Origin of the sequence: Acinetobacter sp. WCHAc060042 (genome assembly GCF_003231195.1) — a bacterium.
Classification (GTDB): domain Bacteria; phylum Pseudomonadota; class Gammaproteobacteria; order Pseudomonadales; family Moraxellaceae; genus Acinetobacter.
Genome location: NZ_QKVN01000029.1, coordinates 1 through 16,141, shown reverse-complemented (window position 1 = coordinate 16,141; position 16,141 = coordinate 1). Strand labels below are relative to the sequence as shown.

General features: G+C 41.2%; 18 protein-coding genes. 11 read left to right on the top strand and 7 right to left on the bottom strand.

Annotation, left to right across the window (positions count from 1 at the left end; all coding sequences use genetic code 11):
• The first annotated feature begins 179 nt into the window (after positions 1-179).
• The 3 genes from DPG01_RS13000 to rnhB all read left to right on the top strand — a co-directional run bounded on the left by DPG01_RS13000 (position 180) and on the right by rnhB (position 1,709).
• Entirely contained in the window at positions 180-554 is a 375-nt protein-coding gene (locus DPG01_RS13000; protein WP_110975377.1) for a hypothetical protein, read from the top strand.
• Between the two features lie 140 nt (positions 555-694).
• Positions 695-1,057 (top strand): hypothetical protein, encoded by a 363-nt coding sequence (locus tag DPG01_RS12995; protein ID WP_110975376.1) that lies wholly within the window; start codon positions 695-697, stop codon positions 1,055-1,057.
• Between the two features lie 64 nt (positions 1,058-1,121).
• Positions 1,122-1,709, top strand: a complete 588-nt coding sequence (rnhB, locus tag DPG01_RS12990) for a ribonuclease HII (RefSeq protein ID WP_086207864.1) — start codon at positions 1,122-1,124, stop codon at positions 1,707-1,709.
• Positions 1,710-1,757: 48 nt separating this feature from the next.
• On the opposite strand, the gene csrA is transcribed toward rnhB, so the two are convergent.
• From csrA to alaS, 3 genes are all read right to left on the bottom strand, one after another.
• Positions 1,758-2,012, bottom strand: a complete 255-nt coding sequence (csrA, locus tag DPG01_RS12985; protein WP_086207863.1) for a carbon storage regulator CsrA — start codon at positions 2,010-2,012, stop codon at positions 1,758-1,760.
• A gap of 273 nt (positions 2,013-2,285) precedes the next feature.
• Positions 2,286-3,566, bottom strand: a complete 1,281-nt coding sequence (locus DPG01_RS12980) for an aspartate kinase (RefSeq protein ID WP_086207862.1) — start codon at positions 3,564-3,566, stop codon at positions 2,286-2,288.
• 66 nt (positions 3,567-3,632) lie between these two features.
• The gene (gene alaS, locus DPG01_RS12975; RefSeq protein ID WP_171327415.1) at positions 3,633-6,326 is read right to left on the bottom strand and encodes an alanine--tRNA ligase; all 2,694 of its coding nucleotides are present in this window, start codon (positions 6,324-6,326) and stop codon (positions 3,633-3,635) included.
• 392 nt (positions 6,327-6,718) lie between these two features.
• Here alaS and DPG01_RS12970 point away from each other — a divergent pair, with 392 nt between their 5' ends.
• Positions 6,719-7,753 (top strand): type I glyceraldehyde-3-phosphate dehydrogenase, encoded by a 1,035-nt coding sequence (locus DPG01_RS12970; protein WP_110975374.1) that lies wholly within the window; start codon positions 6,719-6,721, stop codon positions 7,751-7,753.
• Positions 7,754-7,864: 111 nt separating this feature from the next.
• Positions 7,865-8,170 carry a hypothetical protein gene (locus DPG01_RS12965; RefSeq protein ID WP_110975373.1) on the top strand — a complete coding sequence of 102 codons (306 nt, stop codon included), beginning with the start codon at positions 7,865-7,867 and terminating at the stop codon, positions 8,168-8,170.
• A gap of 9 nt (positions 8,171-8,179) precedes the next feature.
• Here the strand turns inward: DPG01_RS12965 and DPG01_RS12960 are convergent, their stop codons facing one another.
• Positions 8,180-8,479, bottom strand: coding sequence for an AzlD family protein (locus DPG01_RS12960; protein WP_086207858.1), 300 nt, complete (start codon positions 8,477-8,479; stop codon positions 8,180-8,182).
• Complete coding sequence (locus DPG01_RS12955; RefSeq protein WP_086207857.1) at positions 8,476-9,222, bottom strand: AzlC family ABC transporter permease; 747 nt, start codon at positions 9,220-9,222, stop codon at positions 8,476-8,478. The genes DPG01_RS12960 and DPG01_RS12955 overlap by 4 nt, the downstream gene beginning before the upstream one ends.
• Positions 9,223-9,385: 163 nt before the next feature.
• On the opposite strand from DPG01_RS12955, the gene DPG01_RS12950 reads away from it, so the two are divergent.
• Complete coding sequence (locus DPG01_RS12950) at positions 9,386-9,841, top strand: Lrp/AsnC family transcriptional regulator (protein WP_086207856.1); 456 nt, start codon at positions 9,386-9,388, stop codon at positions 9,839-9,841.
• Positions 9,842-9,986: 145 nt separating this feature from the next.
• On the opposite strand, the gene DPG01_RS12945 is transcribed toward DPG01_RS12950, so the two are convergent.
• Positions 9,987-10,394: an Lrp/AsnC family transcriptional regulator gene (locus DPG01_RS12945; protein WP_086207855.1), complete on the bottom strand. Its 408-nt coding sequence runs from the start codon at positions 10,392-10,394 to the stop codon at positions 9,987-9,989.
• A 132-nt stretch (positions 10,395-10,526) separates the two neighbouring features.
• Here DPG01_RS12945 and DPG01_RS12940 point away from each other — a divergent pair, with 132 nt between their 5' ends.
• Entirely contained in the window at positions 10,527-11,072 is a 546-nt protein-coding gene (locus tag DPG01_RS12940; RefSeq protein WP_110975372.1) for a cysteine hydrolase family protein, read from the top strand.
• A gap of 72 nt (positions 11,073-11,144) precedes the next feature.
• On the opposite strand, the gene DPG01_RS12935 is transcribed toward DPG01_RS12940, so the two are convergent.
• Complete coding sequence (locus DPG01_RS12935) at positions 11,145-11,654, bottom strand: hypothetical protein (protein WP_086207853.1); 510 nt, start codon at positions 11,652-11,654, stop codon at positions 11,145-11,147.
• A 427-nt stretch (positions 11,655-12,081) separates the two neighbouring features.
• Between DPG01_RS12935 and DPG01_RS12930 the strand changes: the two genes are divergently transcribed.
• The 4 genes from DPG01_RS12930 to DPG01_RS12915 all read left to right on the top strand — a co-directional run bounded on the left by DPG01_RS12930 (position 12,082) and on the right by DPG01_RS12915 (position 16,109).
• Entirely contained in the window at positions 12,082-13,248 is a 1,167-nt protein-coding gene (locus tag DPG01_RS12930; RefSeq protein ID WP_086207852.1) for an ATP phosphoribosyltransferase regulatory subunit, read from the top strand.
• Positions 13,249-13,317: 69 nt separating this feature from the next.
• Positions 13,318-14,637, top strand: a complete 1,320-nt coding sequence (locus DPG01_RS12925) for an adenylosuccinate synthase (protein ID WP_086207851.1) — start codon at positions 13,318-13,320, stop codon at positions 14,635-14,637.
• 208 nt (positions 14,638-14,845) lie between these two features.
• Positions 14,846-15,151: a hypothetical protein gene (locus tag DPG01_RS12920; RefSeq protein ID WP_086207850.1), complete on the top strand. Its 306-nt coding sequence runs from the start codon at positions 14,846-14,848 to the stop codon at positions 15,149-15,151.
• Positions 15,152-15,335: 184 nt separating this feature from the next.
• Positions 15,336-16,109, top strand: coding sequence for a M48 family metallopeptidase (locus DPG01_RS12915; protein ID WP_086207849.1), 774 nt, complete (start codon positions 15,336-15,338; stop codon positions 16,107-16,109).
• Positions 16,110-16,141 lie beyond the last annotated feature (32 nt).

Below are 16,141 nucleotides of genomic sequence, written 5' to 3'. Positions count from 1 at the left end.
ATATACGAGATGCAACATAGCGTTGAAATTCTGCAACGCTGTTTAGATGAGTGGTGCGAATGATCTAAAATTATGCAATGGATTAAGTATGATCGGTGCATTTACGAAATAGTATTTCCGAAATGCGAGAATCTTCGGCACAATACGCTGAATTTTAACTGCAAGAAAAGGATAAATCAGTGAAAAAATGTGTCGCAATGTTAGCCCCTTTGGCTTTGGTTCTCTCAGCATGTACCACGACAGGTACTCCGTCAACGGCTGAAACCACAACTCAACAGTTAGGTACCGCGGCGCTCAAAATTGCCATTAATGCAAAATGCACCACTGAGCTGAATAATTTACCCGCATGGAAAACTGCGACTAAACTTATGACGGCTGATCAAAAAGCCGATATCCAAACTGAAATTTGTGGTTGCGTGAGTGATAAAGCTCCACAAAATATTACAGCAGTTGATGTTGCAACGGCAGCGATTGATCCAGCAGCCCGTACAACAATTATTAGCAATGCTGTGACGAAGACCATCAATGCATGTGTGGCTGAAGCGGTCAATTAATCACTGAGTGGCGGGTCAAGAGGTGAGATGAATTCGAACTTCTTGATCAATCTTTTGTACTTTTATTTATTTATCTTTTATATTGAACTGAATAATAAAAATTGAAGCATTATTTGATCAATAAAAAAAGGTATATATGTATGAAAAATAATAAATTAATCATGGGTTTATTCAGCTCTGTTTTGCTGACTGCTTGTGTGTCGAATCCATTATCGAATTCAAACTCAGATGGTTTTTCTGTCATTAAAATGGCGTCTCATGCAAAATGTATGGATGAAATTGAAAATAATCCAACTTGGCTTATGACGAGTAAGTTGTTTTCTGACGATCAAAAACAAAAGAAAAAACGTAAAGTATGTAACTGTGTAGGTGAGAACTCACCAAAGGTCTTGTCCAAAGAGCAACTGGCCTTGGCCGCGATTGATCCTAAAGCAAAGGCGACCTATACCGCTTTAGCAACAACTAAAACTACCGCCACCTGTGCATCCGAAGTGTTAAACTAGACGCAAGAAATTGTTATTAATATTGAGAGTGGCTGTTATCAGCCATTTTTTATGAGAGTAGAATATGCAAATTGCTGGTGCAGATGAAGCAGGGCGTGGCCCTTTAGTGGGTTCGGTCGTTGCAGCTGCTGTGATATTAGATCCGAATAATCCCATACAGGGCTTAAATGACTCTAAAAAATTGACCGAAAAAAAACGTGAAAAACTTTTTGTTGAAATTCAGGAAAAAGCATTGGCATGGGCGATTGCTGAAGCGAGTGCTGCTGAAATTGATGAGATCAATATTTTACAAGCTTCATTACTTGCGATGCGCCGTGCGGTGGAGAAGCTGGCAGTGCAACCTGACCATGTCTTGGTTGATGGTAATAAAATCCCACAAGGCTTGAGCATGAGTTGTGAAGCAATCATTGGAGGGGATGCTTTACATGCTGAAATTTCAGCAGCGAGTATTCTGGCGAAGGTGACACGTGACCATCAAATGATTGAATTGGATTGCAAGTATCCACAGTTTGGTTTTGCCAAACACAAAGGTTATCCAACTAAGGCACATTTTGAAGCGATTGCTGAACATGGGGTGATTGATGAACACCGCCGTAGTTTTGGACCTGTAAAGAAAGTGATCGAGGCACTTGAGCAAAAAAAGATGCCATAAAAATTTAAAGCGGCTGATCGAGCCGCTTTATGTCAGAAAACTTCAACCTTAACGGTTGTAGTTGTTCTGCTGTGCACCATCATCTTCATAAGCAGGTTGGTAATCCTGATCCAGATGTTGAAGGTGCTCATGCATAGCACGTTCATGCTGAATGCGTTGATAGATCTCTTCACGATGTACAGATACTTCTTTGGGAGCATTGACACCAATACGAACTTGGTTGCCTTTGACACCAAGCACAGTAACGCTTACTTGATCCCCAATCATTAATGTTTCACCGACACGTCGGGTCAAAATCAGCATGTTTATCTCCTTGCAAAACGCTAAACCTGCAGTTGTACTAAAATAAATACATAATTTTTTGTATTTAAAAAAATTTAAACAAATGTTCAATACAACTACATGACATTCTGTTTTTTTTAATGTCTAGCAGTATTTGGCATAACATAGGTTTAAATTTAAGAAAGCCTCGGGTTTAATATAACAGAGCCACTATAGAAAAAACTATAGTGGCTCTGAAATTTTGTAGTCTTTTGCAAAAACTGTCAGACAATGACAAGTTTTTCACTCGATTACTTAAGCACGGGCACTTGACTCGCCATGTTCACGGTCTAAACCGAAAGCCGTGTGCAAAGAGCGAACAGCAAGTTCTAAGTAATTTTCTTCAATAATCACAGAAATTTTGATTTCTGATGTTGAGATCATCAAAATGTTGATGCCTTCATCAGCAAGAGCAGTAAACATTTTACTTGCAACGCCTGCGTGAGAGCGCATACCTACACCTACGATTGACACTTTAACAATGTCATCACGTGTAGCAACTTCGCGAGCACCAATAGCTTGAGCGGTTTCTTCAAGAATTTTTGTTGCTTTAGCAAGTTCACCACGGTTTACCGTGAAGGTGAAGTCGGTCGTACCGTCTTCCTCAACATTTTGGATAATCATATCCACTTCAATGTTGGCATTACCAATTGGCGATAGAATTTTAGATGCAATACCTGGTTCATCAGGAACACCTAAAATCGTAAGTTTAGCTTCGTCACGGTTAAATGCGATACCAGAGATGATTGGTTGTTCCATGTTGTCTTCCGCCTCAGTGGTGATTAGTGTTCCGACGTTTTTCTTAAATTCTTCGTCGAATGCGCCATCATCGTCATTATCAAAACTTGATAATACGCGTAAAGGCACTTGGTATTTGCCCGCAAATTCAACCGAGCGAATCTGCAAAACTTTAGAACCAAGTGATGCCATTTCCAGCATTTCTTCAAATGAAATGCGGTCTACTTTTTTCGCCTTTGGCGCAACGCGTGGGTCAGTGGTATAAACACCATCTACGTCTGTGTAGATTTGGCATTCATCTGCTTTTAATGCAGCAGCTAAGGCTACACCTGAAGTATCTGAACCACCACGGCCAAGTGTTGTTGTGTTGCCATTCAAATCAAAGCCTTGGAAACCAGCAACTACAATAACGCGGCCTGCATCTAAATGTTCAGTCATCACATCTGTATCAATCGACTCAATACGTGCTTTGGTAAATGAACTGTCCGTTTTAATGCCGACTTGGCGACCAGTGAGCGACTTAGCTTCAACGCCAATAGAATTGAGCGCCATAGCTAACATTGAAATCGTTACCTGTTCACCCGTAGAAACCATTTGGTCTAATTCTCGTGGGTCAGGGGTTTCGGTAATGGCTTTCGCTAAAGCAAGTAGACGATTGGTTTCGCCACTCATTGCTGATACAACCACTACAACCTTGTGGCCGTGGTCATGCCAACGCTTTACACGACGAGCAACATTTAAAATGCGCTCTGGAGTACCCATAGAGGTACCGCCATATTTTTGAACGATTAATGCCATAGTTGTTCCATATAAACCATGACCCTGAATGCATCATTCAAGGTCAGTTACACAAAAGGTGAAGTTTTATTTCGCTTCAAGCCAAGCAGCTAAATCTGCCATCACTGTTGCAAACTTCTCGTTTAGTGGCGCGCCACCTTGTGCTAAGTCAGGTTTGCCACCACCTTTACCACCGAGCTCAGTTGCTAGATGTTTGATGATGTCACCTGCTTTAATAGAAGCAGTAAAGTCTTTTGCTACAGATGCAATCAGGCTGACTTTGTCACCTTCAACACCTGCAAGGACAATGACTGCATTTTCTAATTTTGATTTCACACCGTCATGTAGATTGCGAAGTGATTTCGCATCCATGTTTTGAACAGTCGTGATCAGTGTTTGACGACCCGCAAGCGTTTGAACTTGGCTAAGCAGTTCAGCAGCTTGGAAGCTGGCAAGTTTTTGATTGAGTTGCTCAATTTGTTTTTGCAAGCTTGATGCAGTGTCGACTAAAGCTTCAACTTTTTCTAAAGTTTGGTCTTTTTGAGCTTTCAATAAACCATTGATGGTATTGATATCACGGTCAGCTTTTTGAGCAACTTCAATGGCTTTTGTACCTGTTACCGCTTCAATACGACGTACACCTGCAGCTACACCACCTTCAGAAGTGATTTTGAATAAGCCGATGTCGCCCGTGCGTTTAACGTGAATACCACCACACAGCTCAATTGAGAAGTTTTTTTCTTCAATGATTGAACCCATTGAAAGTACACGAACTTCATCGCCATATTTTTCACCGAACAACATCATCGCGCCTTTTGCTTTCGCAGATTCGATGTCTAAAAGCTCAGTAGAAACTGTAGTGTTGGCAATTACTTCAGCGTTTACAAGACGTTCAATTTCTTGAAGCTGTTCAAATGACACAGGTTGATCGTTGGCAAAGTCAAAACGTAAGATGTCTGAGGCAACCAATGAACCTTTTTGTTGTACGTGTTCACCTAAGATTTGACGTAGTGCAGCATGTAAAAGGTGAGTCGCAGAGTGGTTACGCGCAGTTGCAGCGCGGATGTCTGCTTTCACTGTCGCTTCTACATGTTGAGCAAGCTTAATGCTACCGACTGTCACGATCCCTTGGTGTACAAAAGCACCACCCGATTTCTTGGTGTCTTGGACTTCAAAAATACCCGTGTCATTTTTGAAAATACCTGTGTCACCAATTTGACCGCCGCTTTCTGCATAGAACGGGGTTTGGTTCAGTACGATGAGAGCTTCGTCACCTTCAAGCACTTCATCAACTTGTTCGCCATCTTTGTAGATTGCGATAATTTGACCTTCGCCAACCGTTGCGTCATAGCCGTCAAACTGAGTTTCGCCTTCAACTTTAACCACGCTGTTATAGTCAATGGCGAATTTACCTGCATCACGTGCACGTTGACGTTGTGCAGCCATTTCAACTTCAAAGCCTGCTTCATCAATGGTCAAATCACGTTCACGTGCGATGTCAGCAGTCAGGTCAGTTGGGAAACCGTAAGTATCATACAGTTTAAACACCACTTCACCTGGAATCACTGAACCTTTCAGTTGAGCCAATTCGCCTTCAAGCAATTTCAAACCTTGCTCTAAGGTTTTAGCAAATTGTTCTTCTTCTTTCAGTAATTGTGCTTCGATACGGACTTTCTGTGCTTCAAGTTCTGGATAAGCTTGACCCATCACTTCAATTAAAGGTTGCAACATTTTATGGAAGAAGGAGCCAGTTGCACCGAGCTTGTTACCATGACGAACTGCGCGACGGATAATACGGCGTAGTACATAACCACGACCTTCATTTGATGGGTTTACACCATCCGCAATTAGGAATGAACATGAACGTGCGTGATCGGCAACGACTTTAAGTGAAGCAGGGTACTGAACTGGTGTACCTTTTTCGTGTGCTTCTGCTTCAAGTGCTGCGGTATCTAAACCAATAATTTCAGCGGCCGCTTTGAGTAAGTGCTGGAATAGGTCAATTTCGTAGTTAGAGTTAACATGTTGTAAAACAGCAGAAATACGCTCTAAGCCCATGCCTGTATCGACAGAAGGCGCTGGAAGAGGGTGCAATACGCCATCCGCAGTACGGTTGAACTGCATGAAAACGTTATTCCAGATTTCAATGAAACGGTCGCCATCTTCTTCAGGTGTGCCCGGTAAGCCACCCCAGATGTGGTCGCCATGGTCAAAGAAGATTTCAGAACAAGGACCACAAGGACCTGTATCACCCATTGCCCAGAAGTTATCTGATGCGTATTGGCCACCTTTGTTGTCGCCAATACGAATAATACGAGATGCATCTAAACCAATTTCTTTGTTCCAGATGTCAAATGCTTCGTCGTCAGTGTGGTAAACCGTTGCATAGAGTTTGTCTTTAGGCAGTGCTAACCAAGCTTCACCTGTTAGAAAATCCCATGCAAATTTGATTGCATCACGTTTGAAGTAGTCGCCAAATGAGAAGTTACCTAACATTTCAAAGAAAGTATGGTGACGTGCGGTATAACCGACGTTGTCTAAGTCGTTATGTTTACCACCTGCGCGGACACACTTTTGTGAAGACACCGCACGTACATAATCACGTTTTTCTAGGCCTAAGAAACAATCTTTAAATTGGTTCATACCCGCGTTGGTAAACAACAAAGTAGGGTCGTTGGCGGGAACTAGAGAACTCGACGCGACACGTGTATGCCCTTGCGATTCAAAGTAGCTTAAAAAAGCTTCGCGAATTTCAGCTGATGTCATAAAACGAGTACTCACAACCAAGTCACTCCATAATTTCGATTTGGCTAATAGTAGCTGAAGCAAGTCTTATTCTAAATACGCTGACTTCAGTTACTGGCTTAAAAATTTTAAAACGCCAAATTATAACGGAAAAAGGATGTTGCACCAATCACTTTAAGGCGAATTGATGACATTTCTATGTATTCAATCGTTCTTTGATTTTGCAGGTTAATGTTGGATATTTATATCATTTGATAGAAAGAAAGCAGGTTGATAGGTCTAGTCAGGCAGGTCAATTTGTGACTTAAGGGTTCATATTCATCATCTTCACTGATGAATCATAGAAAAAGAAAGCTTAACCAAATCTATATAAATCCATTAATATAGGCCAGCTTTATCTTTCATCATTTTATAAATAAGGGCAAGTCATGCAACGAGTGGCGATAAATGGATTTGGTCGAATCGGACGTAATGTATTACGTGCTTGGTTTGAAAATCCAAAGAACTTTCAGTTTGAAATCGTCGCGGTAAATGATGTGGCAGATGTAGAAACCTTATTGCATTTATTTAAATATGACACGACTCATGGGCGCTTTCCAGGGAAAGTCGATTTAAGTTATGAAAATGAAAGAATTTATTTACATTTGTCTAAAGATCAGGCGCAGCTCAAAGTTGAAGTATTGTGTCAGGCAAACCCGCAAGATCTACCTTGGGCCAGTCTCTATGTCGACGTGGTTCTAGAGTGCACAGGTTTATTTCGCTCGCGTGAAGCAGCAACAGAGCATATCCATGCAGGTGCAAAACGGGTCATTATTGGCGCGGCACCTTTTGACTCAGTTGATGCCGCAATTGTGTATGGGGTGAATCACCATGAGGTCAAAGCCAGTGACCAAATCATTTCCAGTGTGTCATGTACCACGCAGGCCTTAGTGCCTTTGGTTAAAATCATTGATGATGCTTTTGGTATTGATACTGCGCTCATGACGGAAATTCATGCGGTCACTGCCGATCAGTCTGTATTGGATCATGCGCATCGGGACTTAAGACGTGCTCGTGCTTCAGGTCAAAACATTATCCCGACTACATCGTCTGCTTTAGGTGCTTTAAAACAAGTCATGCCAAAAATGGCCGATCGTATTGATGGTTATTCCATCCGCGTACCGACCATTAATGTGGCGGCAATTGATTTGACCTTTATTTCGCAAACACCGATTACCGATCATAAAATCAATGAAGTGTTGATTCAGGCGGCGAAGTCAGACTACCGTGAAATTATGGATGTGACCGATGAACCCTTGGTGTCTTCGGATTTTAACCATTCACCATATTCACTCATTGTTGATTTAACGCAAACAATGGTGGTAGGGCATCAAGCCAAAGTCTTTGCGTGGTATGACAATGAATGGGGCTATGCAAACCGCTTATTGGATTTGTGTGAATCTTTTAGTGCGTCATTAATCTAAAGGACTTTTCTACAGTATCTTTTACTCTGAAAACAAGATGATAGACATAGACCGCATACAGACTTGTGGGTATGATGAGTGTATAAACGAAAATAAAGAAGAGTGGTGCTTATGTTGATCTTAATTTGGGGATTTATTTTGTTGTTGGCGGTCGCAGTGGTGTTTTTAATTTGGTTTCAATTTAAAAATCAGACAGATAAAACTGACCCCTACGCAGAGCTACATCAGCTTCAGGAAAAAGTACACCATCTTGAAGAAAATTTAAAAAAGACTTTAGAGATTATGCAAGATCTTGCAAAAAAGATGCATGTGCAACAGGAAGTGATCGAGCAGACCACCTCTAAGTTGCAAAAAGTTGAGCTACAAAACGCTGAGTTGGTGAATATTCTCGCTAAAGCCGTACAGCCTGAACGCTAAAAATTAAGTTTAGATGAGCACGGTACGCAATAATGCCGCGCTCAGCATACTAATCACAACGGTTGGTAAGAGTGAAAATCGTGAAGCTGCAAGCAAAGTGATAGCGATGGCGAGTAGATCTGCGACATTGTCCTTCACAAAATAAGGCGCAATCACTGAAATTAGTACACAGCCTGGGACAACTTCTAAAATTTTCCGCTGTTTATTGGTAAGTGTTTTATTTTTCAGCAAAACATAGCCCAATATACGTGTCAGATAAGTGGTGGCTGCAACCAATAGAATTGCAACAAGAGTCGTGCCGTGAATCATAGCTCATCCTCCTGAATAAATATGAAAGCAGAGGCGATGCCACAGATTGCACCAATAGGCACATACCAACCCGTCGGTAAATATAAATAAGCAATCGCTGCACTAATGAGACTAACCAGCCAAGGGCGTGCCGCGCTGAAGCCTTTCCACATGCCACGCAATAAAACCAGAAATACCGCAGCAAAGGCCATATCAAAACCGTAACTGTGTACATCTCCAAGTAAAGGACCAAGAATGGCACCTAAACTGGTAAAACTGACCCACATCAAGTACAGGGCAAAACAGATGCCTGCGTAGTAAGACATGCTAAAGGCCTGTTGTAGCCCAAATCTTTTCTTTTGTTCTGCATCGGCAAGAGCTGCTGCCCAACTTTCATCACACATGAAAAACAGAGCAGGGAAAACCTGTCGATTGGGCAAATGGCGTAAATAGGGCACGAGACTTGCACCCATGAGTAAATGACGGCTGTTGACTAGAAAAGTAATGAAAATTAAAACGAGAAAATTTGGTGGGTTGGTCCAGACCTCCAGCACAGCAAATTCGGAACCGCCCGCAAAGTTTAGGCCAGTAAAGAGTGGGACTTCTAAATGGCTAAAGCCTTTTTGAGTGGCTTGTGTTCCCAAGACCAAAGCAAAAGGAATAATGCCCAGCAGCATCGGGATAGACGTTTTAATTCCACGTTTAAACTCGACATAATCGCTGGAGTCATTAAGTTCCTGAGTCGTATTTCTAAAGGAGAGCATTTTAAATCGCCTATACGTGCTATGTTTTGGTGCGGTAGGTGAATAATTTTAGGGTTTTTCCGAAGATATTTTTTACTTTATTTAGCTTAATATTAGGGTTGTTTAGCATAATATGCTTTAATTGGTTAAATATGAGCAAAATTATGCTTTAGGGGTGGAATTTATGGACCAAACAGATAAACGTATATTACAAGTACTACAAGTCGATGGAAAACTTCAAAATAATGAGTTGGCTCAGCGCATTGGACTGTCTGCCTCACCGTGTTTAAGACGAGTAAAGCAGCTAGAAGAAGATGGGATTATTCGGGCTTATGTGGCGTTGGTTGATCCTGCCAAGGTGAATTTGCGATTGACCGTATTTGCACGGATTTGGCTCAAAAGTCAGGACCCACAAACTGTGAACCAATTTGTCGAGTCGATTCGTGAAGTTCCAGAAGTGGTTGAATGTCATTTAATGGCAGGGGATTGTGATTTCTTTTTACGTATTGTAGTTGCAGATTTGGATGCCTATCGACAGTTTCAAATTCACCGTCTGAATAAAATTCCCAATATACAAAGTATAAAAACAGAAATTCCGCTGCAAAATATTAAACAAACGACTGAGTTACCCTTAGCTTAACGGGTTTAGTCGTGATGTATATTATCCAAGTTGAGTGCAAGCGCGATTAGAAACCTGTTCTGCAAATCAAAGGCGATTTTCCGCTTGGCAAACTTGATCACTACTCTGTGGGTTTCTACGTGAAAGGATGAGTTGTGAGTTAAATTTATAGCTCAATCGTTTTGACTACGCTGTCTACGGAATATTGTCCCCATGCGGAGAGCTGTTCAATAAAGTCATTCAATTGTCTTTGATGAAAGTGGCAGGTCAGCATATAGCATGCGGAGCCACAAACTTTATATGCATATTCAACTTGATCAAACTGTGCTAAAAAAGTTTCAAACTGTCCAAATTGATTATTTTCCATCATGATCCGAATAAATTGGGTCGTCTCATAATTTAAATCAACCGTATATTTTTGAATGAGACCTTCGTTTTGCATTTTTGCAATACGATTTCCCACCGCTTGACCTGTGCGATGAACCAATTCACCAATGTCTTTATGACTTAATCGGGAGTCATTTTTAAGAATCTTTAAGATTTTTAAGTCAATTGGATCTTGATTTGACAGCATAGATGATCGTTCTTTCACTCTGAAAACATTTATAGATACATTCTTTCATATTCAACTGCAAGAGCTGGTTTATTTTACTTATTCTATGGCATTGATACATCAGACTGAAATGAAGATGAGAGGGTGATTTAAATGAATAAAACAGCACTAGTTATTATTGATGTTCAAAATGATTATTTTCCACAAGCTAAGATGGCGCTATATCAGGCTGAGCTAGCATTAAAGCAGATTAATCTTTTGGAAGACGCATTTTTGAAAAATAAACAGCCAATTATCTATATTCAGCATATTTTTAATCAACCTAATGCCCCATTTTTTGAAGCGGGCACGTTTGGTGTTGAATTACATTCAGGCTTGCAATTGACAGCAGATTCAATCGTGGTTGAAAAACATTATCCGAATAGTTTTTTTGAAACCAATCTAAAGACGGTGTTGGATCAGCTTGGTGTTGAAAAATTAGTGATTAGTGGCATGATGACGCATATGTGTGTAGATGCAACTTCCCGTGCTGCCGCGGAGTTTGGCTATGATCCAGTGGTTATTGCAGATGCAACAGCAACACGTGATTTGAGTTATGCCAATAAAACTGTGCAAGCAGAGGATGTACAGTCTGCATGTTTAGCAGCATTTCAAATGTTTTCGACGGTGCTGTCAGTAGATGAGTATTTAAACTCATAATTCTTAGATTTGAGTTGCTATGTTGAGGCAAAAGTACACAAGTGATTGGGCGTGTACTTTTGCTTTGGCAACTTACTCTTCGTTTAAAAAGCCTTCTTTAATTTCTTTAGGCAGATCTGCATGCCACCATGCATAAATACTGGCTTTAATTTCTTCATCTTCTTCCGGATCATTTAACGGTTCATCGTCTTCGCGGACAAGCTCGTCTCCGTCGAACTTAAACCAAAACTCCCACGGATCATCATCGCCACAGCCCCATGCTTGTGTGTGAATGTCTGGAAGCAAGGCTTTCAAGAAGAATAAAATCGCTTCAATGAACTCATCGCCTGCTGAGCCATGAACAAAATGGGCAACTGAATAGCCTGCAATAGTGCCTAATGACTCAGGACCCAGATCAAACTCGATGTTATCAATCGTATTTAAAATATCTTCAGCCAGTTCAACACCATGTTCAGGGTTAATGTCACAGGTTAAAGTCGTAAATTGGCCTGCATCACCACGATGTTCTTGGAACAGCCGGTCTAATTTTGCCATGATTTGAGCATTTGCATGCTTGTAATATAAGTTGCTGTGCAATTCCATCAAACGTTCCCCAAGTGAAAATAGTGTGATTAAAATGGTCTATATAATGTGGTGTTGTATTTATTCTTGCTGTTGAATTGAGCAGGAGTATAAAATAACTTGCTTTTTTCGCAAGCAGTCTGTTAATGGGAAATAAAATATAAAACAATGTTTTAAATGATTTTTTTCAATATGTGACATGCTTCGGTATAGTCAGTAGTCGTTTGGGTTGGGATTTTGAGATGATTTAAAATCTAGTTAAGAATGAATGATTCAAAAGCAACAGATTTTATAGCGCGCTGGTTGTTAAAGTTGAAACGATAAATTAAATTTTCCGAAATTGTCTAATGCACAGCACATTGTATCGTGATAGACTAAGAGAAATCGGGTGTGCCCCGATTTTTTTATGCGGATTCGTTCCGCGCTGACAAGATTTTAGGTTTACAACATGCCCATTTCAGAGACATGGTTATTACCTGATGGTGTAGCTGATGTACTGCCAGAACAGGCGCAAGTGATTGAAACTTTGCGTCGTCAAGCATTAGATTTCCTCGCAACACGAGGTTATCAGTTGGTGTACACGCCATTCATTGAATATATCGAATCGTTATCTTCTCTTTCAGAATCGAATCAAGATTTAGACTTAGCCACTTTTAAAGTCATTGACCAGTTATCTGGTCGTTTGCTTGGTGTGCGTGCCGATATGACACCACAAGTGGCTCGTATTGATGCGCATGTACATCCAGTTGAAGGCGTTGCTCGCTATTGCTATGCAGGAACAGTCCTACATACCAAACCACAAGGCTTTAATACCACACGTGCGCCTTTACAATTAGGTGCTGAGTTATTTGGTTCAGATAGCATTGATGCTGATGTTGAACTGATTGACGTGATGATTAGCTTACTTGCGAAAGCAGGCTTTGCAGATGGTATTCACTTGGACTTAGGTCATGTGGGCTTATTCCGTAGTTTGGTGAAAGTTGCAGGCTTAAACAAAGCAACTGAACGTCAACTTTCTGATTTATATCAACGTAAAGCATTGCCAGAGTTGGCTGAATTTACTCAAGATTTGAACTTTGGTGCAGACTTTTATACTTTAGGGCGTTATGCAAGTGACTTAGATGCTTTGCAAACGCATTTAAGTGCAGCAGTGATTGCCGATGCTGAGTTTAAGCAAGCTTTCGACGCATTAAAAACCACACAGTCTGAAATTCAAGCGCGTTGGCCAAACCTACAGATGGGTATTGATGTGGTTGAACTTCGTTCATATCACTACCATACGGGCTTAATGTATGCTGTTTATGCGCCTAATCGTGCTGCGCCATTGGCACAAGGTGGGCGTTATGACGGAATTGGCGAGCACTTTGGTCGTGCACGTCCAGCGACAGGTTTTAGTTGTGACTTGTATGCGCTTAGCGCAGGGCGTTTTCAGCAAAACAGTTTAGTTGTTGCGCCGAAAGGAACACAAACAGATTTGCTCCAAGCGATTGAACACACACGTGCCAAAGGCATGAGCGTGATTCAACTTTTGGGTCAGGATGATTTAACTACACTTCCATATGCGACGCACCAATTGGTGAATGTTGCAGGTCAATGGACTGTAGAACAGATTTAATCACTTCTTCAGGTCAGTTAAAGCCTGAAAAGTTCTTCAATTTTAACAGCATGATGCAATGAGGCTATTATGGGCAAGAATGTTGTGGTACTCGGTACCCAATGGGGCGACGAAGGTAAAGGTAAAATCGTCGACCTGCTCACAGATCAAGCGGCTGCGGTCGTTCGTTATCAAGGCGGACATAACGCAGGTCATACACTTGTCGTTGGTGGTAAGAAAACTGTATTACACCTCATTCCATCTGGTATTTTACGTGAAAACGTACTGTGCTTAATTGGTAATGGTGTTGTACTTTCTCCTGAAGCGCTCATCAAAGAGATGGACATTCTTGAAAAAGAAGGCGTGCCAGTTAAAGAACGTTTACGTATTTCACCAAACTGTCCATTGATTTTGCCAAACCATATCGCATTGGATCAAGCACGTGAAATTAAGCGTGGCAATGCAAAAATTGGTACAACAGGTCGTGGTATTGGCCCTGCGTATGAAGACAAAGTTGCACGCCGTGCAATTCGTGTTGCAGACTTGGTACGTGGTGGTGAGCATCTTAAAGCTCAGCTGACTGAATTACTTGAATACCATAACTTCCAATTAACCCAATTCTACGGTGTAGAAGCAGTTCAATTAGAAGATGTGCTTGCGCTTTGTGATCAATGGCGTGAAGTGGTTGCACCACTCGTGATTGATGTTACAGGTGAGTTGCATAAATACCGTAAAAATGGTGACAATATCATGTTTGAAGGTGCTCAAGGCTCACTTCTTGATGTTGACCATGGTACATACCCGTATGTAACGTCTTCAAACACCACAGCTGGTGGCGTAAGCTCAGGTTCAGGTTTGGGTCCATTACACCTTGACTATGTATTAGGTATCACAAAAGCATACACGACACGTGTCGGTGCAGGCCCGTTCCCAACTGAGTTGGTTTACGATGCTGCAAATGACGTAGGTGACGCTATTGGTAAGCACTTAGGGACGATTGGTTCTGAGTTTGGTGCATCTACTGGTCGTCAACGTCGTTGTGGTTGGTTTGATGCGGAAATCTTACGCCGTTCTGTGGAAGTCAATTCACTCTCAGGTATTTGCTTAACTAAACTAGACGTTCTTGATGGTCTAGAAGAAGTGAAAATCTGTGTAGGTTATGAAGCTGCTGATTCTGGTTGTGTTGGTTCTTCTGATGCGTTGGCATTTGAAACTTTAAAACCAATTTATGAAACGATGCCAGGTTGGTCTGAGTCTACTTTTGGTGCGAAATCAGTAGATCAGTTACCACAAGCAGCAATCAACTACGTTAAACGCCTAGAGCAATTAATTGAATGTCCAATCGACATTATTTCTACTGGTCCAGACCGTGAAGAAACAATTATCTTGCGTCATCCGTTTGAAGCTTAAGCGCTAAACGCCCATAAAAACCCTGCCTTTTGTGCAGGGTTTTTTAATGGGTGCTACAGGAGAAAGTTAGGCATTAAGCTTATATTTAATATGGATATAAACAGTTGAACTACTATAGTTTTCCAGACTAAAGTTGCATGAATAAGCACGACATCATGTATAAGTGCTTGTTAGAATAAAATTCAAGATAAACAGATGAGCAGGCAGGATGCAAAAGAATATCGCAGGAACTATTTTTTACTCACTACTTTTTGCTATGGGTGGTGCGCCAACAATCGCGATGATGATTATTCAGGGGCAAACCACTGATCCTGATGTTATTTATAGTGCGCTGATTGGGCTGTCTGTGATTATTGCTTGTATTTTGGTGCCAATCATTCTTATTCAAAATGCATTTTTATTTGCTAAACGTAAAAGTCAAACGCTTGAAGAAAAAATTGAGCCATTAAGCCATCTATATTTAGGCTTAAATATTCTGTGTCTGGTCTATTGGCTTCTGATTCAGTTTCTGTAATAACTTTAAGTTTGGAGTCTGACATTTGTTGTGAATTTGGCTTTGTTGAATATGCATAGTGATGAAGCTGTTTTTACATAATTGCTATGATAAAACATGCTTATGATATTTAACACTTTAGATCTACTCATTATAATTCAACACATTATGTGAAGTGCTTTGAAATGGATGGAGTTAAGCCATAATGAAAAATAAAATATTAATGAGTCTGTGCGCAGCAACGGTGGTCACCATTTCTGGTTGTGCAACTTTTGCGGAGGTTGCAGGTGCGGATACAGCAACTTTAAATGCAGCAGCAACTCAAGGTTTTAACAAAACTGTAAATGAAGCAAAAACCAACAAAACTTTGGACACTTCATCAAGCACGTACAAGCGTATTTATGGTGTATTCAATCGCTTGAAGCCTTATGCTGATCAGATGAATCAAACAGGCACTCGATTTGACTGGCAGTTGGCTGTACTTAAGTCAAATCAAGTCAATGCTTATGTAGCGCCTGGTGGTAAGGTGGTGTTCTATACGGGTATTGTGGATAAGTTGAACCTTACTGATGCTGAAATTGCAGCAGTGATGGGACATGAGATGGTGCATGCTTTAGAAGAGCATTCAAAGAGTAAAGTTGGTGCGCAAGCATTAACTGACTTGGCTTTGGGTATTGGTCTCAGTGCTGCTGGCGTGGGTCAAACTGGGACAGCTGCGGCGCAGTTAGGTAGTCAGATTGGTATTGGCCTGCCGTATTCGCGTAGCTTAGAAAGCCGCGCAGATGAGGGCGGTTTAATGTTGATGGCGCGTGCAGGCTATAACCCACAAGCGGCAATTAGCTTATGGGAGAAAATGAATAAGCTCGATGGGGCTGGTGGTTCTTCATTCCTTTCGACGCACCCATCAAATAGTCAGCGTATTGAAGCAATGCGCAAGAACTTAGCTGCTGCACAAGCAGTTTATAATCAAAGACGTTAATTTCTTTTTGAGCAAAAAAGGACGCTAAAGCG